Source organism: Kitasatospora sp. NPDC002543 (genome assembly GCF_053594915.1).
Window position 1 is genome coordinate 25,654 of record NZ_JBSFWR010000042.1, and the last position, 24,588, is coordinate 50,241.

Here is a 24,588-nt window from a genome sequence, read left to right on the forward strand (position 1 = left end):
ACCGGACCTTCAATCCGCTGCACGCTTCGCCCGCTTCCAGCGGGACACGAGGCGGTCGAGATCGATGACGACCGGAAACGGCACCGGACGCTCCAGTTTGGCCCGAAAGATCCCGGCAGGGGCGTAGGCAGCGGTTGCCTGATCCAGCTCGTAGACGTGTACGACGGGCAGGCCGTCCTCATCCTCGACGATCCAGTAGTGCGGAATCCCGGCTTCGGCGTACTTGCGGAACTTGACCGTGCGGTCGCGGTGCACGGACTCCGGCGACACGACCTCGATGACGAGCAGTACATCGGCCGGGTCATACCGCGTGCGGTCGGGGTCGGGCTCCGCGGTCACGACCATCACGTCCGGCTCCGGACGGTTGAGCCGGTCAAGCTTGATCGCGATCTCACGCTCCGGCCACATCCCGTCCGGCACAAGACCTTCCAGCGCCGTGTTCAGTCCCGATACGACCCAACTGTGCCAAGGACGCTGAGGGGACATCATGAAGACCAGTGCTCCATCGATCAGTTCGGTGTGCCGCGGCGCCTGCGGCAAGTGGTCGAGGTCGTCTGCGATCCAACCCTCGACTCTGGGCGCGTACATCCAGTCCGGCAGCTCGCTCATGCCCTCAAGATAGCGAGTGGGGGGAGAGGCCGGACCGCCACTTAACCTATGTGCCATGGAACCGATCGTGGTGAGCGCGTGTCTGGCCGGCGTCCCCTGCCGGTACGACGGGCGGGCGAAGACCTCCGAGGGCGCCGTGCGGCTGGTCGAGGAGGGGCGGGCCGTGGTGGTGTGCCCGGAGGGGGCGGGCGGGCTGCCGACGCCGCGGCCGCCGGCGGAGATCGTGGGCGGGGACGGCGCGGACGTGCTGGACGGGCGGGCCCGGGTGGTGGACGCCACCGGGGCGGACTGCACCGCGGAGTTCGTGGCCGGCGCCCGGGCGGCGCTCGCCGCCGCCGAGGAGGCCGGGGCCCGGCGGGCGGTGCTGATGGCCCGCAGCCCGTCCTGCGGCTGCGGGCAGGTGTACGACGGGACGTTCACCGGGGAGCTGCGCCCCGGTGACGGCGTGACGGCGGCGCTGCTGCGCCGGGCCGGGATCGAGGTCACGGCCGGGTAGTGGCGGGCCCCCGGAGCCGGGGGCCCGCCACCGCGGGGTCAGCGCGCGCTGGCCTCGTGGACGAAGGCGACGAGGCGGCTGAGCGCGTCCGGGTCCATGGACGGCAGCACGCCGTGGCCGAGGTTGAAGATGTGGCCGCTGGTGCCGAGTGCCTGGGCGGCGTGCAGCACCTCGCGGGCCTTGGTCTCCACGACCTTGGTCGGCGCGAACAGCACCGCCGGGTCGAGGTTGCCCTGGAGGCCCTTGCCCGGGCCGACCCGCTCGGCGGCGACGTTCAGCGGCACCCGCCAGTCGACGCCGACGATGTCCGCGCCGGCCTGGCCCATCAGGCCGAGCAGTTCGCCGGTGCCGACGCCGAAGTGGATCCTCGGCACCCCGTAGTGGGCGACGGAGTCGAAGACCTTGGCGCTGGACGGCATCACCGAGCGGCGGTAGTCGTCCGGCGCGAGCGCGCCGACCCAGGAATCGAACAGCTGGACCGCCGAGGCGCCGGCCTCGATCTGCACCTTGAGGAAGGCCGAGGTGATGTCCGCGAGCCGGTCCACCAGGGCGGCCCACAGCTCGGGCTGCCCGTACATCATGGCCTTGGTGTTCTCGTGGTTCTTGGACGGGCCGCCCTCGACCAGGTAGCTGGCCAGCGTGTACGGGGCGCCGGCGAAGCCGATCAGCGGGGTCTCGCCGAGCTCGTCCACGAGCAGGCCGACGGCCTCGGTGATGTAGGGGACGTCGTCGGGCTCCAGCGGGCGCAGCCGCTTCAGGTCCTCGACGGTGCGGATCGGGTCGGCGATGACCGGGCCGATGCCGGGCTTGATGTCGACGTCGATGCCGACGGCCTTGAGCGGCACCACGATGTCGCTGAAGAAGATCGCCGCGTCCACCTTGTGCCGGCGCACCGGCTGGAGGGTGATCTCCTTGACCAGCTCGGGCCGCATGCAGGACTCCAGCATGGGGATGCCCTCGCGGACCTTCAGGTACTCGGGCAGCGAGCGGCCGGCCTGGCGCATGAACCACACCGGGGTGTGCGGCACCGGCTCGTGCCGGCAGGCCCGCAGGAACGCCGAGTCGTGCGCGGCGCCGCGACGCTCGGGAGTGGTCGGGCCGTCGTGGTGGGCCGTGGTGTCTGCCGTTGTCTCGCTCACGCGTCAAATCTTCGCACGCGTGCCGGGCCCGGTTTCCCGGCCGGTCTCGTGGGTTCCTCCAAGATCTGCCCGGGTTTTGCCGTTCCGGCACGCCGCTGGGAGAGAAGTTGCGGCGATAACCCCGGTCTTCGACCTAGTCTTCGGGTCATGGCAGCGGTCGGAGGGCACCCCGCGCAGGGTGGCGGAGCAGGTGGTGGAGCGGGTCGCGAGGGGGCGCCGAGCGAGTTCCGGGCGGCGGTGGCGGCCCTGGACGGGGCCCGTTTGCGGCCCGAGGTGCAGCTCTCCCCCGCGCCGGCGCCGCGCCGGCTGGCCCCGTACTCGTTCGCGGTGACCGCCGCGGTCGAGGTGGACGGCGAGGAGCTGGCGGACGGCCGGCTGGTGCTGCTGTACGACCCGGCCGGGCAGGAGGCCTGGAACGGGGAGTTCCGGGTGGTGACGATGACCCGGGCCGAGCTGGAGCCGGAGATGGCCGGCGACCCGATGCTCTCCGAGGTCGGCTGGGCGTGGCTGCTGGACTCCCTGCAGGCGCACGGCGCCGGGTACGCGGAGCCGTCCGGCACGGTGTCCCTGGCCGCCTCCCAGTACTTCGGGGGTCTGGCGGACCGCCCGTCCTCGACCGAGATCGAGATCCGGGCCTCCTGGACGCCGGCCGACGGCCGCTTCGAGCGGCACCTGGCGGCCTGGGCGGACCTGCTGTGCGTCAGCGCCGGCCTGCCGCCGGCCGCTCCGGCCGCGCAGGGACCGGCCGAGGTTCCTTCACTCGGTGGGGTGGTCCCGATGCCGGCGCGGCGACGCCCCCGGTCGCACTGACGGGTGGTGTGCGGCCCCGGCGGCACCCCGGGGCCGGACGCCACCCCCAGGGCTGACGGAGTGTGACTTCGGACCCGCTCTGCGTCAATTCATCGGTCGATACCGACCGATTGGCATCGAATCTGATCGATTTTGTGCGAATACCAGGCATGTCGCATCAATCATTTGCGCGATTTGTCCGTATTGTTACTCACTAGATCGTGATCTTTCGCTAAAGCCGGGCACGGATGCTGCCGAAGCAGACTGTGACCCTTTCCGAACGCGGAACACTCCGACCGCCCCCATCGGGGTTCCGTCCGCCACTCCCCGCAGGAGGCCTGGTGTCGGTCCTTCTTGAGCACCCCGCAAACGTGGTCGCCTACCGGCCGACCAAGCCCACCGCCATGGTGGTCATCGCCGATCCCCGCGTCCGAAACACCGTCACCCGCCACCTGTGGGCCCTCGGCGTCCGGGACGTGATCGAGGTGTCCTCGATCGCCGAGGCCCGCCCCCGGGTGTCCACACCGCGCGACATCTGCGTCGCCGACGTGCATCTTCCGGACGGCTCCGGGCTGACCATCCTCGCCGAGACCCGCGCCGCGGGCTGGCCCAACGGCCTGGCGCTGTCCGCCGCCGACGACATCGGCGCGGTCCGCAGCGCGCTGGCCGGCGGCGTCAAGGGATACGTGGTGACCGGCACCCGGACGAACGTCGCGATGCCGGGCCGCCCGGGCCTGCCGCTCGGCGCCGCCGGGCTGGCCGGCCGGATGCGCCGCCCCGGGATGCCGGGCATGCCGGGCGCGTCCGGTGCGCCGGGCGCCCCCGGAGCCCCTGGTGCGCCGGGCGCGCAACAGGCCGCCTACCGCGAGCTCTCCGGCCGCGAGGTCGAGGTCCTGCGGCTGGTCGCCGAAGGGCAGTCCAACAAGGCGATCGGCGTGGCCATGGGCCTGTCGGCACTGACCGTCAAGAGCCACCTCGCCCGGATCGCCCGCAAGCTGGGCACCGGCGACCGCGCCGGGATGGTCGCGGTCGCGCTGCGCACCGGCATCATCCACTGAGCCGGGCGCTCCGGACCGCTGCGGCGGCCGAGGAGGAACGTTTCCTCCTCGGCCGCCGCACCGCTGTTCCGGGGAGCCCCTGGCGCACGGATCCGGCCCCGGGGACGGGCGGGCGGCTCCGCGGGCGATCAACAGTCTGACCAGTCCGACAACACTCCCGGTCGCGAGGACCGTCGTACCCTTGGGGGGTGACCGACGCCGTAGCAGCCATCCCAGAAGAAGCAGCCCCGGTCCCGCTCCTCGAGCCGAGGGAGGGGATCCCGCCCGTGGTGGCGGACGAGCAGGCGCTGTCCGCCGTCGTCGCCGCCTTCGCCGCGGGCGACGGACCGGTGGCCGTCGACGCCGAACGGGCCTCCGGCTACCGCTACGGGCAGCGCGCCTACCTCATCCAGCTGCGCCGCGCGGGTTCCGGCTCCGCCCTGATCGACCCGATCGCCTGCCCGGACCTCAGCGCGCTCGGCCGGGCCGTCGAGGACGCCGAGTGGGTGGTCCACGCGGCCTCCCAGGACCTGCCCTGCCTGTCCGAGGTCGGCATGAGACCCCGGCGCCTGTTCGACACCGAGCTGGCCGGGCGGATCGCCGGCTTCGCCCGGGTCGGCCTCGGGCCGATGACCGAGAACGTGCTGGGGCTGAGCCTGGCCAAGGAGCACTCCGCGGTCGACTGGTCCACCCGCCCGCTGCCCGAGCCGTGGCTGCGCTACGCCGCTCTGGACGTCGAGGTGCTGGTCGAGCTGCGCGACGCACTCGAACGGGAGCTGGACGCCCAGGGCAAGCTCGGCTGGGCGATGGAGGAGTTCGCCTCGATCGCCGCCGCGCCGCGCCCCGCCCCGCGCACCGACCCGTGGCGCCGCACCTCCCAGCTGCACAAGGTCCGCCGCCGCCGTCAGCTGGCCGTGGTGCGCGAGCTGTGGCTCGTCCGCGACCGGATGGCGCAGGACCGCGACGTCTCCCCCGGCCGGGTCCTCGCGGACGCGGCCATCGTCAACGCCGCGCTGGCCATGCCGCTGAACATCGCCGCCCTGCAGGCCGTCCAGGGCTTCGGCCCCCGGGTGCACCGGCGCCAGCTGGAGCAGTGGCTCGCGGCCGTGCAGCGCGCCCGGGAGATCCCTGAGAGCATGCTGCCGCCGTCCACCGCGCCGCACGACGGACCGCCGCCGCCGCGGGCCTGGGCCGAGAAGGACCCGGTGGCCGCCGCCCGGCTGTCCGGCGCGCGCGGCGCGATCGCCGAGCTGGCCGAGCGGTACCACGTGCCGGCCGAGAACCTGATCACCCCGGACCTGGTCCGGCGGGTCTCCTGGGCGCCGCCGGCCGATCCGGACCCGGAGACCGTGGCCGCCGCGCTGCGCGGGCTCGGCGCCCGGCAGTGGCAGGTGGACCTGGTGGCGCCGGCGGTGGCGGCCGCGTTCGCCGCCGCGGCCGCGGCCACGGCGGGCTGACAGGCCGACAGCGGGAAGGGGATGTCATCCGTACGGGTGACATCCCCTTCGTCGCACCCGGGAACGGCGCCGCTGGTCGGACGGCCGGGAACGTGTCGGGGGACACATGGTCGGATCCCTCCGAGAGGCCTGGGCAGGTTGGTTACCGGCGGGTAGCATGGCCGTGGAGCGGCGCCGCTCGGGTCTTCGACGGCGGCAGCCTGCCCACCTCGAAATGTTGGTCCCTGGGAGGAGAGCCCCCGTGCCTCGTACCGCGAGGGACGTCGTCTTCGTCGATGGCGTCCGCACCCCGTTCGGCAAGGCCGGCCCGAAGGGCATCTACCACGAGACCCGCGCCGACGACCTGGTCGTCAAGTGCATCCGGGAACTCGTGCGCCGTAACCCGAGCCTGCCCGTCGAGCGCATCGACGAGGTCGCCGTCGCGGCCACCACCCAGATCGGCGACCAGGGCCTGACCATCGGGCGCACCGCCGCCCTGCTGGCCGGCCTGCCGAAGTCCGTCCCCGGCTACGCGATCGACCGCATGTGCGCCGGTGCGCTGACCGCCGTGACCACCACCGCCGGCGGCATCGCCTTCGGCGCGTACGACGTGGTCGTGGCCGGCGGTGTCGAGCACATGGGCCGCCACCCGATGGGCGAGGGCGTCGACCCGAACCCGCGCTTCGTCTCCGAGAAGCTGGTCGACGAGTCCGCCCTGTTCATGGGCATGACCGCGGAGAACCTGCACGACCGGTTCCCGCACCTGACCAAGGAGCGCTGCGACGCCTACGCCGTGCGCTCCCAGGAGAAGGCCGCCAAGGCGTACGCCAACGGCGACATCCAGCCCGACCTGGTGCCGATCTCGATCCGCAACACCAACCCGGAGGTCGGCGAGACCGGCTGGGGCCTGGCCACCGTGGACGAGCCGATGCGCCCGGGCACCACCATGGAGTCCCTGGCGGGCCTCAAGACCCCGTTCCGCCCGCACGGCAACATCACCGCGGGCAACTCGGCCGGTCTGAACGACGGCGCCACCGCCTCGCTACTGGCCGCCGAGGACGTCGCCGAGGAGCTCGGCCTCCCGGTCAAGATGCGCCTGGTCTCCTACGCCTTCGCCGGCGTGGAGCCCGAGGTCATGGGCATCGGCCCGGTGCCGGCCACCGAGAAGGCCCTGGCCAAGGCCGGTCTGACCATCGACGACATCCAGGCCTTCGAGGTCAACGAGGCCTTCGCCGTCCAGGTGCTGGCCTTCCTCGACCACTACGGCATCGCGGACGACGACGAGCGCGTCAACCCGTACGGCGGGGCCATCGCCTTCGGCCACCCGCTGGCCTCCTCGGGCGTTCGCCTGATGAACCAGCTGGCCCGCCGCTTCGAGCAGCGCCCGGACGTCCGCTACGGCCTCACCACGATGTGCATCGGGTTCGGCATGGGTGCGACCGTCATCTGGGAGAACCCGCACTTCGAGGGTGGTAAGTGAGCATGAGCAACACCACTGAGCTGCTCCAGCACGGCGCCGAGCTGTTCCCGGGCGAGGTCGTCACGACCGCCCACGTGCGCCACCTCGACCTGCCGCTGCAGGCCGGCAAGCTGGCCCTGATCACCCTGGACAACGGCTTCGACCACACCAAGCCGACCACCTTCGGCCCGGGCTCGCTGCTCAAGCTGGACGCGGCGCTGGACCAGGTCGAGGCCGAGGCGGCCGAGGGCCGGATCGTCGGTGCCGCGATCACCGGCAAGCCGTTCATCTTCGCGGTCGGCGCCGACCTCAAGGGCGTCGAGCTGCTCAAGGAGCACGCGGACGCGCTGGCCATCGGCAAGGGCGGCCACGAGGTCTTCAAGCGGATCGGCGCGCTGCCCGTCCCGACCTTCGCCTTCTACAACGGCGCGGCGATGGGCGGCGGCGTCGAGGTCGGCCTGCACTGTGACTACCGCACGGTCTCGGCGGGCGTCCCGGCCTTCTCGCTGCCCGAGGTCTTCCTCGGCCTCGTCCCCGGCTGGGGCGGCTGCACCATCCTGCCGAACCTGGTGGGTGCCGGTAAGGCCGTCAAGGTCATCGTCGAGAACTCGATGAACCAGAACAAGCAGCTCAAGGGCAAGGACGTGTTCGAGCTGGGGATCGCCGACGCGATCTTCGAGCCGGCCGACTTCCTGGAGCAGTCGCTGCTCTGGGCCGCCAAGGTCGTCAAGGGCGACGTCGTCGTCGAGCGCGAGGCGATCGACCGCGGCAAGGCCTGGGACGACGCCGTCCTCTGGGGCCGCATGGTCGCCGACGGCAAGGTGCACGGCGCCGCCCCGGCCGCCTACAAGGCGCTGGACATCATCGCCGCCGCCAAGGACTTCGACCTGGCGGACAAGGCGAGCCTGCAGGCCGGCTTCGACGCCGAGGACGCGGCCCTGGCCGACCTCATCATGAGCGGCGAGCTGCGCAGCGGCATCTACGCCTTCAACCTGGTGCAGCGCCGGGCCAAGCGCCCGGTCGGCGCGCCGGACAAGTCGCTGGCCCGCCCGGTCACCAAGGTCGGCGTCGTCGGCGCCGGCCTGATGGCCTCTCAGCTGGCGCTGCTGTTCGCCCGCCGTCTGGAGGTGCCGGTGGTCCTCACCGACATCGACCAGGAGCGCGTCGACAAGGGCGTCGGCTACGTCCACGCCGAGATCGACAAGCTGCTCGGCAAGGGCCGGATCGGCCAGGACAAGGCCAACCGCCTCAAGGGCCTGGTCTCCGGCTCGCTGGACAAGGCCGCCGCCTTCGGCGACGCGGACTTCGTCATCGAGGCCGTGTTCGAGGAGATGGGCGTCAAGCAGACCGTCTTCGCGGACCTGGAGAACGTGGTCTCGCCGACCTGCGTGCTGGCGACCAACACCTCCTCGCTGTCGGTCACCGAGATGGCCTCGAAGCTGAAGCACCCCGAGCGGGTCGTCGGCTTCCACTTCTTCAACCCGGTCGCGATCCTGCCGCTGCTGGAGATCGTCCGCGGCGACGGCACCGACGACGCCTCGCTGGCCACCGCCTTCGCGGTGTCGAAGAAGCTGAAGAAGACCTCGGTCCTGTGCAAGGACCGCCCGGCGTTCGTGGTGAACCGGATCCTGACCCGCTTCATGGGCGAGATCCAGAACATCATCGACGAGGGCACCCCGATCGCCGACGTCGAGAAGGCCGTCGAGCCGCTCGGCCTGCCGATGTCCCCGATCGTGCTGCTGGAGCTGGTCGGCCCGGCCATCGCCCTGCACGTCTCGGAGACCCTGGCCGGCGCCTTCCCGGAGCGGTTCACCGTCTCCGAGAACCTCGCCGAGGTGGTCAAGGCCGGCAAGCGCGGCTTCTACACCTGGACGGACGGCCGGCAGGTCCTCGACCCCGAGGTGCTCGCACTGCTGACCTTCGGCGACTCGGTGCTCACCGAGGAGCAGGTCCGTGCCCGCTCCCTGGAGGCCGTGGCGCAGGAGATCGGCCTGATGCTGGAGGAGGGTGTCGTCGCCGAGGCGCAGGACATCGACCTCTGCATGATCACCGGTGCCGGCTGGCCCTTCCACCTGGGCGGGATCACCCCGTACCTGGACCGTGAGGGCATCTCGGAGCGGGTGAACGGCAAGCCCTTCCTCGCCCCCGGCGTGGCCTCGGTGCCCGCGTAACGCACGGCCCGCTGTACACGGAGGAGCCCCGGTGACCGAGTGGTCACCGGGGCTCCTCGGTGTGTACGGGGGTGACGCCGTGCGGGCCGTGTACGGGGGCGGCCCAGGCACGGGCCGTGTACAGGGGCGACCCGGGCACGGGCCGTGTACGGACGTCTCAGTGCTTGAGGCGGTAGACCACGGTGTCGGCGAAGACGCCGACCATCTCGTAGTGGGTGTCCAGCAGGTTCTCGATCCGCGGGACCATGACCGGCTGGTACGGGGCGATGCCGGAGTCGTCGACCACGACCTCGGGCAGGCCGTCGGCCAGCTCCTTGTCGAAGGTCTGCCAGGCGTTGGAGACGCTGAACTGCTCGCCGACGTTCTGGTTGCCGTCCTTGCCGCCGCTGTAGTTGGTGAGGAAGCCGGCCGTCAAGTAGCGGGTGGCGGGCTTGCGGTCGGCCAGCCAGTACAGCTCGGGGTGCATGCCCCAGACCAGCAGGCGGTCCTTGGGGGTGGTCTGGGCGGCGACGGCGGTGGCGACCTCGGTGGTGCGGTTGAGCCGCTCCCCCGGCCAGGCCAGCGCCAGGCACCAGAACACCGTGGCGGCGGCCGTGGTGTACACCAGGACGGGCTTCCAGCGGACCGCCGAGGTGGCCACCGCCCCGGTGCCCAGCAGCACCAGCGGCGGCATCAGCTGGAGGTAGTAGTGGCCGAAGAAGTGGAAGCCCACGCTGACCGCCACCAGCGAGGACAGCAGCCAGACCCAGAGGTCGGTGGTCGAGCCGTGCTCCTCGCCGGCCACCGGCAGCGGGCGGTGCCGGTGCTTGAGCCAGAGCCGGCGCCCGACCGGGAGCAGGAAGCCCAGGCCGGCCACGGCCAGGATGGCCGAGTTGCCGAGCGCCCGGCCGAGCATCTGGAGCCAGGCGCCGCCGAAGGAGGCGTAGTCGCCGCTGCCGGTGACCACCCAGAAGAGGAAGCCCTTGGGCTTGGTGAGGATCACCGCGACCAGCGCTATCGGCAGGGTGAAGCCGAACCCGATCTTGAACAGCGCGGGCGGCCAGCGCACCCCGCGCCGACGGGCGTCCTGGAACAGCATCCAGAGCACCGGCAGCAGCACGGCGCCGCCGGTCTGCTTGGTCAGTGAGCACAGGGCGACCGCGATGCCCGCGGCCAGCCAGCGGCGCCGTTCGGCGTACCGGAAGGCGGCCACCATGGCGGGCAGCATGAAGACCTCGAAGGTCGCCGCCTGGGTGTCCTCCGGGGAGAGCCCGATGGAGACCAGCAGGTAGAGCAGTCCGGCCCCGGCCCCGGCCCGGTTGCCCCAGCGGCCGCGGGCGATCGAGGCCAGCAGGATCGCGGTGACCAGGTGGGCCACCACGGCCAGGGTGCGCAGCGGCCAGAGCGAGGCGGAGCCGAAGACCGCGAAGCAGGCCTGGTAGAGCCAGGGCAGCAGCGGCGGCTTGCGGTCCACCACGGTGTCGTACAGCACTCCGCCGTCCGCGAGCATCCGGGCCTGGGTGGCCAGGAAGCCCTCGTCCGGGCTCCAGACGGGCCGGGCGAAGGAGGGGATGTGGGTGAGCAGGGCGACCAGCGCGAGCACCGGCACCAGCCTGGTCCAGTACCCGGCCAGCACATGGGTACGGACGCGCTCGGGCAGGCGCTCGGCCAGTCCGGTGAGGCGGAGGCGGGTGGGGGTCGGCACGGGTGACAACCTACCCGGCGGGATCGGCGCGGGTGGCGCCGGTCCCGCCTTTCGGTGGGATTGTCAGCTTGTTTCGTGACGAACTGTTACGAAGTTACGACAAACGGTCGTCGACGAAACGGCGACCGGTCCGCCCGGGCGGCCTCCGGTCAGGCCTTGACCGGCGCCGTGTCCAGCTTGGCGACCAGAGCCGTCACCTTTCGGGCGATGTCCGGGGCGTTCAGGCCGATCTCGGCCAGGATCTCGGCCCGGCTGGCGTGGTCCAGGAACTCCTGCGGGATGCCGAAGTCGCGCACCGGCAGGTCCACGTCCGCGTCCCGCAGCGCCTGCGCCACGGCCGCGCCGACGCCGCCCACCCGGCCGTTGTCCTCGATCGTGACGACCACCCGGTGCTCGGCGGCCAGGCCCGGCAGGGCCGCGTCCACCGGCTTGACCCAGCGCGGGTCCACCACGGTGGCGGTGACGCCCTGGGCGGCCAGCAGGTCGGCGACCTCCAGGCTGGTGGGGGCCATCGCACCGACCGAGACGATCAGCACGTCCGCGCGGTGGGCACCGGAGGGCTCCTCGGCGGCGCGCAGCACGTCCATGCCGCCGATCCGGCCGACCGCGGGGACGGCCGGGCCGACCGTGCCCTTGGAGTAGCGGACCACGGTCGGGGCGTCCTCGACCTCGACGGCCTCGCGCAGCTGGGCGCGGACCTGCTCGGCGTCGCGCGGGGCGGCCAGCCGCAGGCTCGGGATGATCTGCAGCATCGACATGTCCCACATGCCGTTGTGCGAGGCGCCGTCGTCACCGGTGACCCCGGCCCGGTCCAGGACGAAGGTGACGCCCAGCTTGTGCAGGGCGACGTCCATCAGGACCTGGTCGAAGGCCCGGTTCAGGAAGGTCGCGTAGACCGCGAACACCGGGTGCAGGCCGTTGGTGGCCAGGCCGGCGGCGCTGGTGACGGCGTGCTGCTCGGCGATGCCGACGTCGAAGATGCGGTCCGGGAAGGCCTCGGCGAACGGGGCCAGACCCACCGGGTGGAGCATGGCGGCGGTGATGCCGACGATGTCCTCGCGCTCGTGGCCGAGGGCGACCATCTCCTCCGCGAAGACCGAGGTCCAGCTCCGCCCGCCGCCGCTCGTGATCGGCAGGCCGGTCTCCGGGTGGATCTTGCCGACCGCGTGGAAGCGGTCCTCGTCGTTGTTCTCGGCGGCGTGGTAGCCGCGGCCCTTCTCGGTGAGGCAGTGCACGATCACCGGGCCGCCGAAGCCGCGCGCCTTGGTCAGCGCGGACTCCAGGGCGGTCAGGTCGTGGCCGTCGATCGGGCCGATGTACTTGAGGCCGAGGTCCTCGAACATGCCCTGCGGGGCGATGAAGTCCTTGAGACCCTTCTTGGCGCCGTGCAGCGTCTCGAACAGCTGCTGGCCGACCACCGGGGTGCGCTGGAGCGCGTCCTTGCCCCAGGACAGGAAGCGCTCGTAGCCCTGGGTGGTGCGCAGGGTGGCGAGGTGGTTGGCCAGGCCGCCGATGGTCGGCGAGTAGGAGCGCTCGTTGTCGTTGACGACGATGACGAGCGGGCGGTCCTTGGCGTCGGCGATGTTGTTGAGCGCTTCCCAGGCCATGCCGCCGGTGAGCGCGCCGTCGCCGATCACCGCGACGACCGGGTCGTTCTTGCCCAGGATCTGGTTGGCCTTGGCCAGGCCGTCGGCGTACGAGAGGACGGTGGAGGCGTGCGAGTTCTCGATCACGTCGTGCTCGGACTCGGCGCGGGACGGGTAGCCGGACAGGCCGCCCTTCATCCGCAGCCGGGAGAAGTCCTGGCGGCCGGTGAGCAGCTTGTGGACGTAGCTCTGGTGGCCGGTGTCGAAGAGGATCCGGTCGCGCGGCGAGTCGAAGACCCGGTGCAGCGCGATGGTGAGCTCCACCACGCCGAGGTTGGGGCCGAGGTGGCCGCCCGTCTTCGAGACCTCGGTCACCAGGAAGGTCCGGATCTCCTGGGCCAGCGCGGCCAGCTGTCCGGGCGTGAGCCGGTCGAGATCGCGCGGTCCCCGAATGCGGGTCAGCAGGGCCACCCGTTCCTCCTCGTTCAGTGTTCGCGGACCACGGACGGTCCGGCGGGCGTCGCTGCCCGTCCCGGCGGCAGGCCGACGGTCCCGGCCGGTGCCGACCGGTCGAGTCTAATGTCCGCCTCCCGGACACCGAGCGGCGCGCCCGGTGCCACCGCTCGGTTGCCGCCATTCCAGGAGGTCGGACGGGGGAGCCGGGTCATACCGAATTGACGCACTGGCGTTCGATCGCGCTTGCGCCGGGCCCGCCGGCCCGCTCGTGCCACCGGAGCCGGCGATGACCACGAACACCCCCTAGGGACGGCCCAGCGCGCCGGACTCCCCCATCTCGCTCATCACCAGGGCCAGCGCGCCGAGCACCTCGGCCCGGCCGCCGAGGGTGCCGGGGACGACCGAGAGCTGACGGGCCGCGCTCGGGATCGCGTAGCGGGCCACCGAGTCCCGGATCGGGGAGAGCACCAGCTCACCGGCCTCGGCGAGGTCCCCGCCGAGGATCACCCGGCGGGGGTTCAGCAGGTTGCAGAGGGTGGCGACGCCGGTGCCGATCTGCCGGCCCGCGTCGGCGATCACCCGGCGGCAGCCGAGGTCGCCCTGCTGGGCCAGCTCGACCACCCGCGGCAGGCTGAGGTCCGGGCCGAGGGTGGGGAGGAGCAGCGAGAGGAGGTAGCGGGAGCCGACGAAGGTCTCCAGGCAGCCGCGGTTGCCGCAGCGGCAGACCGGCCCGGCCTCGTCCAGGGTGATGTGCCCGATCTCACCCGCGGTGCCGCCCGGGCCGCGGTAGATCTGGCCGTTCACCACCAGCCCGGCGCCGACGCCGCTGGCCACCTTGATGTAGGCGAGGTCGCTCAGCCCCCGGCCGGCGCCCCAGACCAGCTCGCCGAGCGCGCCCAGGTTGGCGTCGTTGTCCACGTGCACCGGCATGCCGAGCCGCTCGGCCAGCTCCCGGCCCGGGGCGATGCCCGTCCAGCCGGGCAGGATCGCGGTGGAGCCGAGCGCGCCGGTCTCCACGTCGATCGGGCCGGGCACGCCGAGGCCGACGCCGATCACCTTGTCGGGGCGGAACCCGGCCTGTGCCAGCAGCCGCTCGACCATCGCCTCCGCGCGGTCGAAGCCCTGCTGGGCGGAGACGTCGACGTCGATCGGGGCGCTCTCCTCGGCCAGCACCCGGTGGGCCAGGTTGCCGACCGCGACCCGCAGGTGGGTGTGGCCGAAGTCGATGCCGACCACGATGCCGGCGTCCCCGCTGAGCGAGACGCTGCGGGCGCGGCGGCCGCCGGAGGAGGTGTCGGCGACCACGACGGTGCCGCTCTCCTTCAACTCCCGCACGATGTTGGACACGGTGGCCGCGGACAGTCCGGTGCCGCGGGCGATCTCGGCCTGGGTCAGCGAGCCGGCCATCCGTACCGCGCGGAGCACCCGTTCCAGGTTCGCCCGGTGCAGCGAGGACTGCGAGCCCGGTGTGTCCGTCGACATGATCCACCCTCCCAGGGCGGGGACCCCTCCGCCGGGTGTCCCCTTCAACTCCTGAAGGGTAAGGCCCGGGGGCCCGCGCGGGGGTTCCGGGCGGGGCGGGCGGGAGCACCGGGGAGGCGCGCACCGCGGGCGGGCGGCGCGGGCCGAGGGCGCCGGCGCCGGGGCGTGGGGGCGCGGTGATCGGCGGGTGAAGGTGTTGCACGGCCTGGACCTGCGGGGACGGCCAACGGCCGTCCTGGCAGCGGCCGAAAATGACGCACCACTAGCATGGGTGCCACTTATCACCGTCCCAGCCGGGCCGTGGACGGCACCGGCAGGGGGACGCTTCCAGACATGACGGGGAATCAGATGGCAGGGGATCACCCTACGCCGGGGGCAGGCGAAGCGCCCGGCAGCGGCCCGCAGGACAATCGGGGCGTCTCGTTCGGGCGCCCGCCGGGCGGCGGTGTGGATCCGGCCGCCGTCGCGGACCAGATGACGCAGCTCGACGGCGCCGCCGTCCCGGGCCAGGCCCCCGGCCCGGTCGTGCCGGGTCCGGTCGCGCCGGGTCCGGTCGCGCCCGCCGGGCCGCCGCCCGCCCAGCCGCCGGCACCGCCCGCGCAGCCGCCCGTCGGCAGCCCGGAGTACGCGGCGTACGCGCCGACCGCAGCCGGCGGGTTCCCCACCCAGGCCCCGCCGCCGCCCGGCGCGCCGGTCGGTCCGTACGACCCGGTCCCCGGCGCGTACGGCGCCCCGGACGCCGGGCAGGCCTACAACGCCGGCGGCTACAACTACCCGCCGCAGGGCGGGTACAGCTACCCCGTCGCGCCCGTCGCGCCCAAGCAGCGCAACCCCGTGATGCTGTGGGGCGGGATCATCGGCGGTGTGCTGGCGATCTCGATCGTGGTCGCCCTGGTCGTCCTGCTCAAGGACCCCAAGCCCGCCCCCGACCCGGCGCCGGGCCCGGTCGCCGCCGACAGCGGCGGCACCAGCAGCGGCGGGACCGGTGACGGCGGAACCACTCCCGGCCCCGCCCCCAAGGGCAACGCCTCCTTCAACGTCGCCTGGAGCGCCGCCAAGCCCGCCAACGCGGACAGCTCGAACCAGATGCTCGGCGTCTGGGGCACCGACAAGCTCGCCGTGCGCGTCGACAGCTCCGGCATCAGGGCCTACAACCTGACCGACGGCAAGGAGGCCTGGACGATCCCCGTCCCGGCCGGCAGCAAGGAGCTGTGCACCGCCTCCTACGGCGCCAACTCCAAGGGTGTCGCCGCCGTCTCCTTCAACACCGGTGACAGCGACTGCTCCACCGTCGGCGCCGTCGACCTCGCCCAGGGCAAGCTGCTCTGGAGCGTCAAGGTCTCGGCCGACCGGATGTCCTCGCCGACCCTCAGCGTCACCGAGAACGTGGTCGCCGTCGGCGGCAACGCGGTCGGCGCCCTGAGCATCGCCAGCGGCCAGCCGGCCTGGCAGTACCAGCCGCGCGACAAGGACTGCGTCCTGCGCGCCAAGGCGGCCGGTGCCCAGATCGCCGTCAGCGACCGCTGCTACGGCACCAGCGGCCCGAAGTCGCAGCTGGTCATCGTCAACGCCGAGACCGGCAAGGCGGCCAGCACCCCGATCACCCTCGCCGGGAACATCGAGGAGGTCGACTCGGTCGTCCAGGACAAGCCGCTGGTGCTGCTGATGTCCAACGGCCCGCAGGGCGACTACGTCCTGCCGTTCGACAAGGACAACAAGCCGGGCAACCAGATGTCCGTCAAGGAGCCCGGCTCGGACAGCCTGCGGCTCTCCGGCCAGGACGAGGCCGTCACCCGCAACGTGGTCAGCGGCACCACCCTGTACGTCCAGGTCAGCGGCACCAAGTCGGGCATCAACGCCTACGACCTGAACACCGGCAAGCGGCTGTGGTCGGCCAACTCCGGCTCGGCCAGCAATGACATGCGCCTGGTCGCCGGGACCGACAAGGACGGCAAGGTCCGCGCGGTCGTCGACCAGGGCTACAACAAGCCGGCCCGGCTGGTGACGATCTCCCCGACCGACGGCTCGCTGACCGACCTCGGCACCATGGCCATGCCGAGCAGCATGAACATCGGCAGCAGCACCTCCGAGTACCTGATCTCGGACGACGGCGCCGCCGTCTACGCCTTCCGCCGCTACAGCGCCACCGACGGTCCACTGACCAAGTGGAAGAAGTGACGCCACCGGCGTGACCACGTCGCGACCCGCACGGGCGGGGCGGGAACGGGCTGACCGCCCGGGCCCGCCCCGCCCGTGATCTTTCGGCCGCCCCGTGCGTTGGACGTGCGAGGATTCGGACCATCAGTCTGACAAAGGAGTGCAACGAGTGCCCGGCACAAACCTGACCCGTGAGGAGGCCCGCACCCGGGCCGACCTCCTCCACGTGGACGCGTACGACATCGAGCTCGACCTCGGTTCGGCCCGCGAGGGCGGCACCTTCCGGTCCACCACCGTGGTCCGGTTCACCGCCACCACCCCCGGCGCGGAGACCTTCATCGACCTCGTCGCCCCGAGCGTCGAGGAGATCACCCTCAACGGCGTGCGGCTGGACCCGGCGAGCTTCGCCGACAGCCGCATCCCGCTGCCGGGCCTCGCGGCCGAGAACGAGCTGCGGGTCGTCGCGAACTGCGAGTACACCAACACCGGTGAGGGCCTGCACCGGTTCGTCGACCCGGTCGACGGCGAGACCTACCTGTACACCCAGTTCGAGGTGCCGGACGCCCGCCGGGTCTTCGCCAACTTCGAGCAGCCCGACCTGAAGGCCGCGTTCGCGTTCACCGTGACCGCGCCGGCGGGCTGGGTCGTGGTCTCCAACTCGCCGACCCCGGAGCCGACCGGCGACGGCGACACCCGGGTCTGGACGTTCGAGCCCACCGGCCGGATCTCCAGCTACATCACCGCGCTCGTCGCGGGCCCGTACGTCGGGGTCTTCGACACCTACGAGAACGGCGAGCAGAAGGTGCCGCTGGGCGTCTACTGCCGGCCCTCGCTGCGCGAGTTCCTGGACCCGGAGGCCGTCTTCGAGGTCACCAAGCAGGGCTTCGACTACTTCCAGGAGAAGTTCGACTTCCCCTACCCGTTCGCCAAGTACGACCAGCTCTTCGTCCCGGAGTTCAACGCCGGCGCGATGGAGAACGCGGGCGCCGTCACCCTGCGCGACCAGTACGTGTTCCGCTCCAAGGTCACCGACGCCGCGTACGAGGCCCGCGCGGCGACGATCCTGCACGAGCTCGCCCACATGTGGTTCGGCGACCTCGTCACCATGGAGTGGTGGAACGACCTCTGGCTCAACGAGTCCTTCGCGACCTACGCCGAGGCGGTCTGCCAGGCCGAGGCCCCCGGCTCCAAGTGGCCGCACTCCTGGACCACCTTCGCCAACCAGATGAAGACCTGGGCGTACCGGCAGGACCAGCTGCCGTCCACCCACCCGATCATGGCGGACATCAACGACCTGGAGGACGTCCAGGTCAACTTCGACGGCATCACCTACGCCAAGGGCGCCTCGGTGCTCAAGCAGCTGGTGGCGTACGTCGGCCAGGACGCCTTCTTCCAGGGCGTGCAGGCGTACTTCAAGCGCCACGCCTGGGGCAACACCCGGCTCAGCGACCTGCTCGGCGCCCTGGAGGAGGCCAGCGGCCGCGACCTCAAGGCCTGGTCCAAGGCCTGGCTGGAGACCGCCGGCATCAACGTGCTGCGGCCCGCCGTCACCGTCAACACCGACGGTGAGATCGAGTCCTTCGCCGTCCTCCAGGAGGCCCCGGCGCTGCCCGCCGGCGCCAAGGGCGAGGCCGTGCTGCGGCCGCACCGCATCGCGATCGGCCTGTACGAGCTGAACGGCGACGCGCTGGTGCGCACCGACCGGATCGAGCTGGACGTCGACGGCCCGCGCACCGAGGTGCCCGAGCTGGTCGGCCGGCACCGCCCGGCCGTCGTGCTGCTGAACGACGACGACCTCTCGTACGCCAAGATCCGGCTGGACGAGGACTCGATGGCCGTCGTCACCGAGCACCTCGGCGGCTTCACCGACTCGCTCCCCCGCGCGCTGTGCTGGGCCTCGGCCTGGGACATGACCCGCGACGGCGAGCTGGCCGCCCGCGACTACCTGGCGCTGGCGCTGTCCGGCATCGGCCGCGAGAGCGACATCGGCGTGGTGCAGTCCGTGCACCGCCAGGTCAAGCTCGCCCTCGACGCCTACACCGACCCGCAGTGGCGCGAGGAGGGCCTCGGCCGCTGGGCCGCCGCCGCGGAGGAGCACCTGCGCGCCGCCGAGCCCGGCAGCGACCACCAGCTGGCCTGGGCCCGCGCCCTCGCCTCGGTCGCCCGCACGGACGGTCAGCTGGACCTGCTCGCCGGGCTGCTGGACGGCTCGGTCGAGATCAAGGGCCTCGCCGTCGACACCGAGCTGCGCTGGACCCTGCTGGTGCGCCTCGCCGCCACCGGCCGGGCCGACGAGGCGCTCATCGCCGCCGAGCTGGAGCGGGACAACACCGCGGCCGGCCAGGAGCACGCGGCCACCTGCCGCGCCGCCCGGCCGACCGCCGAGGCCAAGGCGGAGGCCTGGGCGTCGGTGGTGGAGTCCGACAAGCTGACGAACTATGTGCAGGAGGCCGTCATCGCCGGCTTCCAGCAGTCCGACCAGCGCGAGCTGATCGCCCCCTACGCGGCCAAGTACTTCGCCGCGGTGAAGGGCGTCTGGGAGACCCGCAGCCACGAGATCTCGCAGCAGATCATCGTCGGGCTGTACCCGGCCCTGGAGGTGACGGCCTCGACCCTGGAGGCCACCGACGCGTGGCTGGCCTCGGCCGAGCCGGCCCCGGCGCTGCGGCGCCAGGTCGTCGAGGCGCGGGCGGGCGTCGAGCGCGCGCTCAAGGCCCAGGCCGTCGACCGTGCGGCGGGGGCCCGCTGACGGTGCGGTGACAAGCCCGAAGGGGCGCCGGACGGGTCGTCCGGCGCCCCTTCGGGGTTCGTGCGGGTCCTGGGTGGACGGGTGCGTCCTCGGCGGACGCGTGCATCGCGGCGGACGCGTGCGTCCCGGGCGGACGCGGCGGTCGCCTCCGCGCCCTGCGCTCTGCGCTCTGCGCTCTGCGCGAAGCTACTTCTTCTTGCCCTTGCCGTACGGCAGGCCGGCCAGCCCGGCGATCACCGCGAAGGCGACGAGCGGGAGGAACACGAACAGGCCGAGGGTCTCGCCGACGCTCAGGCCGGAACCGGGGTCGTCACCGTCGTCCCTGGTGAAGGCCATGGCGGGCGACGACAGCAGCATCATCAGCGTGACCGTTGCGCAAACCGCGCCGGCTCGCAAAGCGTTCCTCTTGTCCACGTTTCCAACTTACTCGCTGCTTATGGGAGGGCGCGCGTCGGGGTCCGCCTGACGGGGCGGGGCGCTCGCGGCGGGGCGGGCGCGGGCGTACGAGCGGGGACAGGAGCGGGTGCGGGTGTGCCTGACGGGGCGTGTGCGCCGGAGCGTGCCTAACGGGCGGGGGCGGGTTTCCACCGCCCCTCGCCCGGTCGGTCGGGCGGGCGGGCGGACCGGTGGGCCGGCGGGCCAGTGGGCCAGCGGTCTGCGGTCAGCCCGGGTGGGGCCGGGAGCCGGGCGGGGCGAGGAGATGGGCGAGCAGGCCGGCCGCCGGGGTGGCGGCGAGGCGGTCGAGGGTGACCGGGTCGCCGGCGCCGTCGGCGAGCGGCAGGCGCCAGTTCGGGTACTGGTCCCAGGTGCCGGGCAGGTTCTGCGGCCGCGGGTCGCCCACCAGGTCCGGCAGCCAGACCCCGACCAGCTCCGCCGGGGTGGCCCGCAGGAAGCGGTACAGCACCGGCATCGTCAGCGGCTCGCCCTCCGCCAGCAGCCCGAGCCGGCCCAGCTCGGCCCGCCAGTCCGCCAGCTCCGCCGCCGCCTGCGCCTGTTCCTCCCCCAGCGGCCGGGCCAGCAGGCCCAGCCGGTGCCGCAGCTCGACGTGCTCGCCGGACAGCCGCGCCGCGGTGCTGGGCAGGTCATGGGTGGTGAGGGTGGCCAGGCAGCCCGGCCGCCAGCGGTCCGGGCCCAGGATCGCGCCGTCGGACTGCCAGTCCCGCTCGAACCAGAGCACCGAGGTGCCGAGCACCCCGCGCTCCGCCAGCTCCTCCCGCACGCCCGGCTCCACCGTGCCGAGGTCCTCGCCGATCACCGCCGTCCCCGCCCGGTGCGCCTCCAGCGCCAGCACGCCGAGCATCGCCTCCGCGTCGTAGCGCACGTACGCGCCCTCGGTCGGCGGGTGGCCCTTCGGCACCCACCAGAGCCGGAACAGGCCCATCACGTGGTCGATCCGCACCGCCCCCGCGTGCCGGGCGGCGGCCCGCAGCAGCTCCGCGTACGGGGCGTAGCCGGCCTCGGCGAGCGTGTCCGGGCGCCAGGGCGGCAGGCCCCAGTCCTGGCCGTGGGCGTTGAAGGCGTCCGGCGGGGCGCCGACCGAGATGCCGTCGGCCAGCACGTCCTGCAGCGCCCAGGCGTCCGCGCCGTCCGGGTGGACGCCGACGGCCAGGTCGTGGATCAGGCCGACCGGCATGCCGGCCTCGCGGGCAGCCCGCTGGGCGTGGGCGAGCTGCTGGTCGACCTGCCAGGCGAGCCACAGGTGGAACTCGACCCGCTCCTCCAGCTCCTTGGCGGCGCGCTCGACCTGTGGGCCGTCCGGGTGACGAAGGCCCTTCGGCCAGTGGTGCCGGTCCGGGCCGTGCTCCTCTGCCAGCGCGTTCCACAGGGCGTTCCGGCGTAGCCACTCGCCCTCGCGCCGCAGGAACGCCTCGCACTCGGCCTGGCGGCCGGGGCCGCGCGGCACCCCGTGCAGCAGCTCCAGGGCCTCGCGCTTGAGCTGCCGGACGGCGTCCCGGTCGATCAGCGCGTCGTGGCCGAGCACCTCGTCGCGCAGCCGGGCGGCCCGGCGGGTCAGCTCCTCGGCCTGGTCACGCCGGTCGCCGTCCAGGTACGCGTACTCGGGGACGGCCTCGATCCGCAGGTGCACCGGGTCGGCGAAGCGGCGCGAGGACGGGCGGTACGGGGACGGGTCGGAGGGGGCCCCGGGCAGCGCCTGGTGCAGCGGGTTGATCTGCACGAAGCCCGCGCCCAGGCCGGCCCCCGCCCAGCGGGCCAGCTCGACCAGGTCGCCGAGGTCGCCCATGCCCCAGGAGCGCTCGGACAGCACCGAGTACAGCTGGGCGAGGAAGCCCCAGCTGCGGCCGGGCAGCTGCGGCAGCCGCTCGGGCGCGACCACCAGCGCGGCCCGCGCGGTCCTCGTACCGGCTTCCGCCGTCAGCACGTGGCGCCCCAGCGGGAGGTCCCCCGGCAGCCAGTGCGAGTGGCCCCGCGGCAGCTCCCAGCCGCCCCCGTCCTCCAGTTCCACCCGCAGCCGGGCGTCCGCCGGGACGTCCAGCGCGGTGCGCCGCCCCTGCCGCACCACCACGCACGGCGGCAGCAACCGGGCCCGCTGCTCGGCCCGGTGACGCTCCAGCGCCTCCCGCACCTCCTGCGGCGACCCGGCCGCCACCCCCATCGCCGCCAGCACCGCCACCAGCGTCCGCGCCCCCACCGTCTGCCCGCCCGGCCCCGGGTACCGGGTGTCCACCCCGTACGCCTGCGCCAGCGCCACCAGTTCGGCGGGCGGCGGCGGGGCATCCTGCGCCGGCACCTGCTCGGCTCCGTCACTGTCGTGGTAAGCGGCCACTCGCGGCTCCTGCGATGTCTCGGCAACGCCCGGTCGGGACAGCCACAGTCCTACCCGCGTGACACCACGATCACCCAGCGCGACACGTCGGCGCCCGGTGCGGGAACGGCGGAGGGCCCGCCTCCGCCGGGTGGTGGCGGGGGCGGGCCCTCGGGGGTAGGGCGGGTCAGCAGAGTTTCAGGGCGTTGGCGCGGAACTTGTCGGCCTTCTGCCGGGTCGTGCCGCCGCCCTTCTTGTAGGTGAGGACCTCGTCGTCCTTCAGCTTCTCCAGGTCGGCGAGCGTGAAGCCGACGACGGCGTCGGTGGTGCGGGAGGTCGAGACGACCGACACCCGGTAAGCCGCTCCGGGCTCCAGCGCGGTGAGGTCGTCGTGCTCGGTCTTCCAGCCGGGGGGCGTGGTGAAGAGCGGGTACCGCTCCATCGTGGCTTCGGCCCCCTCCGAGGAGACGGACCATCCGGTGTTCACGTCGCGGGCCCTGTCGCGGACCGACACGAACAGCACCGTGCCGTCCGGGCAGAGCGGGACGACGACGGCGTAGCCCGTGCCGTCCCGTTGGACGGCCGCCGTCGGCTCGGGGGCCGGCGAGCACCCGGCTGCCGTCAGGAGGACGGCGGCGGCGACGGCCGGGAGCAGCAGGCGGCGTCGGAGCGGCGGGTGGCGGTGGATCAGCACGAGAACCTACCGTACTGGTCGACCCTGAACCGGCAGGTGGCGAGCTTCTCGAAGGGGTCGGTCGCCTTCTTCCCCATGTTCTCGAAGAAGTTCTTGACGTCCGACCTCGACCAGTACCAGGTCATCTTCGGATAGGCGCCCTTGTCGGTGGGCGCTTCGTCCTTGACTCCGGCGTTGAGGTATCCGCCCCAGTAGAGGTTGGCCCCCATCTCGAAGGAGTTGAGCCGGGCCGCGTCCCCGGACTTCGCGTACGACTTGGCGACCTCCGCGGAGTAGTCCTTCAGGAAGTCCCTGGCGTCGCGGTAGCCGGCCCACTGGCCGGAGTGGACGGCCTCGTGTGCGAGGAGGTTGCGTCCGAACTTGGCGGAGTAGCCGTCACCGTGGGCCGCGTCGAGGGCCCGGTTGGTCCGGGGCTCCCCGTTCTCCAGGACGTCGTCGAGGTCGTCGTACCCCTTGGGGTAGAACAGCACGTCGCCGATGGTCATCGGCTGGTCCCCGCCGGGCGAGAAGTCGTAGCAGACGACCTGGAGCTGCTTGCGCTCGCAGCCGCTGCTGAAAGCGGCGAAGCCCTGCGCCATGAGGTTGGAGCCGTTGAGGTTGTTCGAGAGGTGGAAGGGGTTCTTGAGCAGGAAGTCCGAGGGCTTCTGGCTCGCCCTGGGGATGATGGTCGCCTTCGGGCGGGGTTCCACGTCACGGCACCACTTGACCCCGCACGGGCCCTCCTTGGCGGCGCCGCCGTTGCCGTTGCTCGCCGTGGTGGAGGAGCCGGTCTGGGCGCGGACGCCCTCCCAGTACTCGCGCGTCGCGGTGCCCTGGGCGCAGGCCAGGGTGGCGCAGAAGCCGGCCGGCGGGTAGGTCGTGGAGTTGGACACCGGCGGGTACCAGGGGTCCTCGGGGCCGCCGGGGCGTTCGCCGGTGGGGTCGGAGAGGTTGACCGGGTCGTTGTTGCTGTAGGCGTAGGCGTTCCACTGCTGCGGGTCGTTGTCGGAGAGCAGCGGGTCGGCGCTGATGAAGCGGGCGCGTTTGGGGTCGTAGTGGCGGGCGCCGACGGAGGTCAGGCCGGTGTTGTCGTCCTGGATGCCGCCGAGGTAGCCCTTGGTGCCGGCCCAGGCGGAGGGGTTGGGCTGGGTGCCGCGGGCGACGCCGAACGGGTCGGTGGGGCGGCGGGTGACGGTCTGGGCCGCGTCGCAGGAGATCTGGACGGCGTTGGTGCCGTGCGGGTCGGCGGCCTGGACGTAGAGCTTGCCGCCGCCGGGGGCGGTGACCCGGGTGAGGCTGAGGCCGCTCGGGGCGCCGAACCAACGGGCGTTGGTGACGGCGCCGTTGGGAACGGTGGTGTCCAGGGTGAGCTCGTCGGTGGTGAGGCTCAGGGTGGTCCTGCCGGGGCTGCGACGGATCAGCTGGTTGCCGTCCGCGTCGTAGAGGTAGGTGGTGGCGTTCGGTCCGGCGGTGGTGGCGGTGAGTTTGCCCTCGCTGTTCCAGTCGTAGGTGGTGGTGCCGCTCTGGTCGGTGGCGGCGGTGGTGTTGCCGCGGGCGTCGTAGCGGTAGCCGGTGGTGCTGGTGCCGGTGGCGGACTTGGTGGTGGAGCTGAGCAGGGCGTGCGGGCCGCCGGTGGGCTCTGCCTGTCCACCCGGGACAACGCCCTCGTCCAGAGCACCCAGGCCGTGATGCGGCCGTGCGCCGGGCTGGACGGCCAGAAGTGGACGTACCGCGCCGACGGCACGCTGCGCAACACCGTCGCGGACCTCTGCCTGGACCTGCCCAACGGGGCGACCGCCCCCGGCACCCGGCCGATGCTCTGGCCCTGCTCGGCCAACCCGAACCAGCGCTGGCTGCTCAACCCCGAGAAGGCCTGAGCCCTCTCGCCGGCGGCCGCGGTG

At 72.8% G+C, this 24,588-nt stretch carries 18 protein-coding genes and 1 pseudogene; 9 read left to right on the plus strand and 10 right to left on the minus strand.

Features of this window, described 5'->3' with window-relative positions:
• Nucleotides 1–9: 9 nt before the first annotated feature.
• Nucleotides 10–609: a Uma2 family endonuclease gene (locus ACWD4P_RS19445; protein WP_359831596.1), complete on the minus strand. Its 600-nt coding sequence runs from the start codon at nt 607–609 to the stop codon at nt 10–12.
• A 55-nt stretch (nt 610–664) separates the two neighbouring features.
• Between ACWD4P_RS19445 and ACWD4P_RS19450 the strand changes: the two genes are divergently transcribed.
• A complete protein-coding gene (locus tag ACWD4P_RS19450) occupies nt 665–1,105 on the plus strand; it encodes a DUF523 domain-containing protein (protein ID WP_449780383.1) in 441 nt (146 codons plus the stop codon).
• 38 nt (nt 1,106–1,143) lie between these two features.
• Here ACWD4P_RS19450 and hemE read toward each other — a convergent pair whose 3' ends face one another.
• Nucleotides 1,144–2,157 carry a uroporphyrinogen decarboxylase gene (gene hemE / locus ACWD4P_RS19455; protein ID WP_359828445.1) on the minus strand — a complete coding sequence of 338 codons (1,014 nt, stop codon included), beginning with the start codon at nt 2,155–2,157 and terminating at the stop codon, nt 1,144–1,146.
• 234 nt (nt 2,158–2,391) lie between these two features.
• Here hemE and ACWD4P_RS19460 point away from each other — a divergent pair, with 234 nt between their 5' ends.
• The 5 genes from ACWD4P_RS19460 to ACWD4P_RS19480 all read left to right on the plus strand — a co-directional run bounded on the left by ACWD4P_RS19460 (nt 2,392) and on the right by ACWD4P_RS19480 (nt 9,136).
• Nucleotides 2,392–3,054 (plus strand): DUF3000 domain-containing protein, encoded by a 663-nt coding sequence (locus tag ACWD4P_RS19460; protein ID WP_449780384.1) that lies wholly within the window; start codon nt 2,392–2,394, stop codon nt 3,052–3,054.
• A 320-nt stretch (nt 3,055–3,374) separates the two neighbouring features.
• The gene (locus ACWD4P_RS19465) at nt 3,375–4,091 is read left to right on the plus strand and encodes a response regulator transcription factor (RefSeq protein ID WP_359828442.1); all 717 of its coding nucleotides are present in this window, start codon (nt 3,375–3,377) and stop codon (nt 4,089–4,091) included.
• A 188-nt stretch (nt 4,092–4,279) separates the two neighbouring features.
• Nucleotides 4,280–5,527, plus strand: coding sequence for a ribonuclease D (locus ACWD4P_RS19470; RefSeq protein ID WP_359828441.1), 1,248 nt, complete (start codon nt 4,280–4,282; stop codon nt 5,525–5,527).
• A gap of 241 nt (nt 5,528–5,768) precedes the next feature.
• Nucleotides 5,769–6,986, plus strand: coding sequence for a thiolase family protein (locus tag ACWD4P_RS19475; RefSeq protein WP_359828440.1), 1,218 nt, complete (start codon nt 5,769–5,771; stop codon nt 6,984–6,986).
• Nucleotides 6,987–6,988: 2 nt separating this feature from the next.
• Nucleotides 6,989–9,136, plus strand: a complete 2,148-nt coding sequence (locus ACWD4P_RS19480; RefSeq protein WP_359828438.1) for a 3-hydroxyacyl-CoA dehydrogenase NAD-binding domain-containing protein — start codon at nt 6,989–6,991, stop codon at nt 9,134–9,136.
• Between the two features lie 157 nt (nt 9,137–9,293).
• Here the strand turns inward: ACWD4P_RS19480 and ACWD4P_RS19485 are convergent, their stop codons facing one another.
• The 3 genes from ACWD4P_RS19485 to ACWD4P_RS19495 all read right to left on the minus strand — a co-directional run bounded on the left by ACWD4P_RS19485 (nt 9,294) and on the right by ACWD4P_RS19495 (nt 14,344).
• Nucleotides 9,294–10,820: an ArnT family glycosyltransferase gene (locus ACWD4P_RS19485; protein WP_359828436.1), complete on the minus strand. Its 1,527-nt coding sequence runs from the start codon at nt 10,818–10,820 to the stop codon at nt 9,294–9,296.
• 149 nt (nt 10,821–10,969) lie between these two features.
• On the minus strand, nt 10,970–12,877 hold the full coding sequence (gene dxs / locus ACWD4P_RS19490) for a 1-deoxy-D-xylulose-5-phosphate synthase (protein ID WP_449780385.1): 1,908 nt from the start codon (nt 12,875–12,877) through the stop codon (nt 10,970–10,972).
• A 288-nt stretch (nt 12,878–13,165) separates the two neighbouring features.
• A complete protein-coding gene (locus ACWD4P_RS19495; protein ID WP_359828433.1) occupies nt 13,166–14,344 on the minus strand; it encodes an ROK family transcriptional regulator in 1,179 nt (392 codons plus the stop codon).
• A 474-nt stretch (nt 14,345–14,818) separates the two neighbouring features.
• Here ACWD4P_RS19495 and ACWD4P_RS19500 point away from each other — a divergent pair, with 474 nt between their 5' ends.
• Together ACWD4P_RS19500 and pepN are read left to right on the plus strand one after the other, a co-directional pair.
• On the plus strand, nt 14,819–16,522 hold the full coding sequence (locus ACWD4P_RS19500) for an outer membrane protein assembly factor BamB family protein (protein ID WP_449780386.1): 1,704 nt from the start codon (nt 14,819–14,821) through the stop codon (nt 16,520–16,522).
• Between the two features lie 148 nt (nt 16,523–16,670).
• Nucleotides 16,671–19,250 carry an aminopeptidase N gene (gene pepN, locus ACWD4P_RS19505; protein ID WP_359828975.1) on the plus strand — a complete coding sequence of 860 codons (2,580 nt, stop codon included), beginning with the start codon at nt 16,671–16,673 and terminating at the stop codon, nt 19,248–19,250.
• Between the two features lie 186 nt (nt 19,251–19,436).
• On the opposite strand, the gene ACWD4P_RS19510 is transcribed toward pepN, so the two are convergent.
• The 5 genes and pseudogenes from ACWD4P_RS19510 to ACWD4P_RS19530 all read right to left on the minus strand — a co-directional run.
• A complete protein-coding gene (locus ACWD4P_RS19510) occupies nt 19,437–19,664 on the minus strand; it encodes a hypothetical protein (RefSeq protein WP_359828974.1) in 228 nt (75 codons plus the stop codon).
• A 247-nt stretch (nt 19,665–19,911) separates the two neighbouring features.
• A complete protein-coding gene (malQ, locus tag ACWD4P_RS19515) occupies nt 19,912–22,035 on the minus strand; it encodes a 4-alpha-glucanotransferase (protein WP_449780387.1) in 2,124 nt (707 codons plus the stop codon).
• A gap of 166 nt (nt 22,036–22,201) precedes the next feature.
• Nucleotides 22,202–22,708, minus strand: a complete 507-nt coding sequence (locus ACWD4P_RS19520; RefSeq protein WP_449780388.1) for a hypothetical protein — start codon at nt 22,706–22,708, stop codon at nt 22,202–22,204.
• On the minus strand, nt 22,702–23,580 hold the full coding sequence (locus tag ACWD4P_RS19525; protein WP_449780389.1) for a hypothetical protein: 879 nt from the start codon (nt 23,578–23,580) through the stop codon (nt 22,702–22,704). The genes ACWD4P_RS19520 and ACWD4P_RS19525 overlap by 7 nt, the downstream gene beginning before the upstream one ends.
• Before the next feature lie 51 nt (nt 23,581–23,631).
• Nucleotides 23,632–24,405, minus strand: a pseudogene (locus tag ACWD4P_RS19530) (RHS repeat-associated core domain-containing protein); the annotation flags it as partial.
• On the opposite strand from ACWD4P_RS19530, the gene ACWD4P_RS19535 reads away from it, so the two are divergent.
• Complete coding sequence (locus tag ACWD4P_RS19535) at nt 24,307–24,564, plus strand: ricin-type beta-trefoil lectin domain protein (protein WP_449780390.1); 258 nt, start codon at nt 24,307–24,309, stop codon at nt 24,562–24,564. The pseudogene ACWD4P_RS19530 and the gene ACWD4P_RS19535 sit on opposite strands and share 99 nt — an antisense overlap.
• Nucleotides 24,565–24,588: the final 24 nt, after the last annotated feature.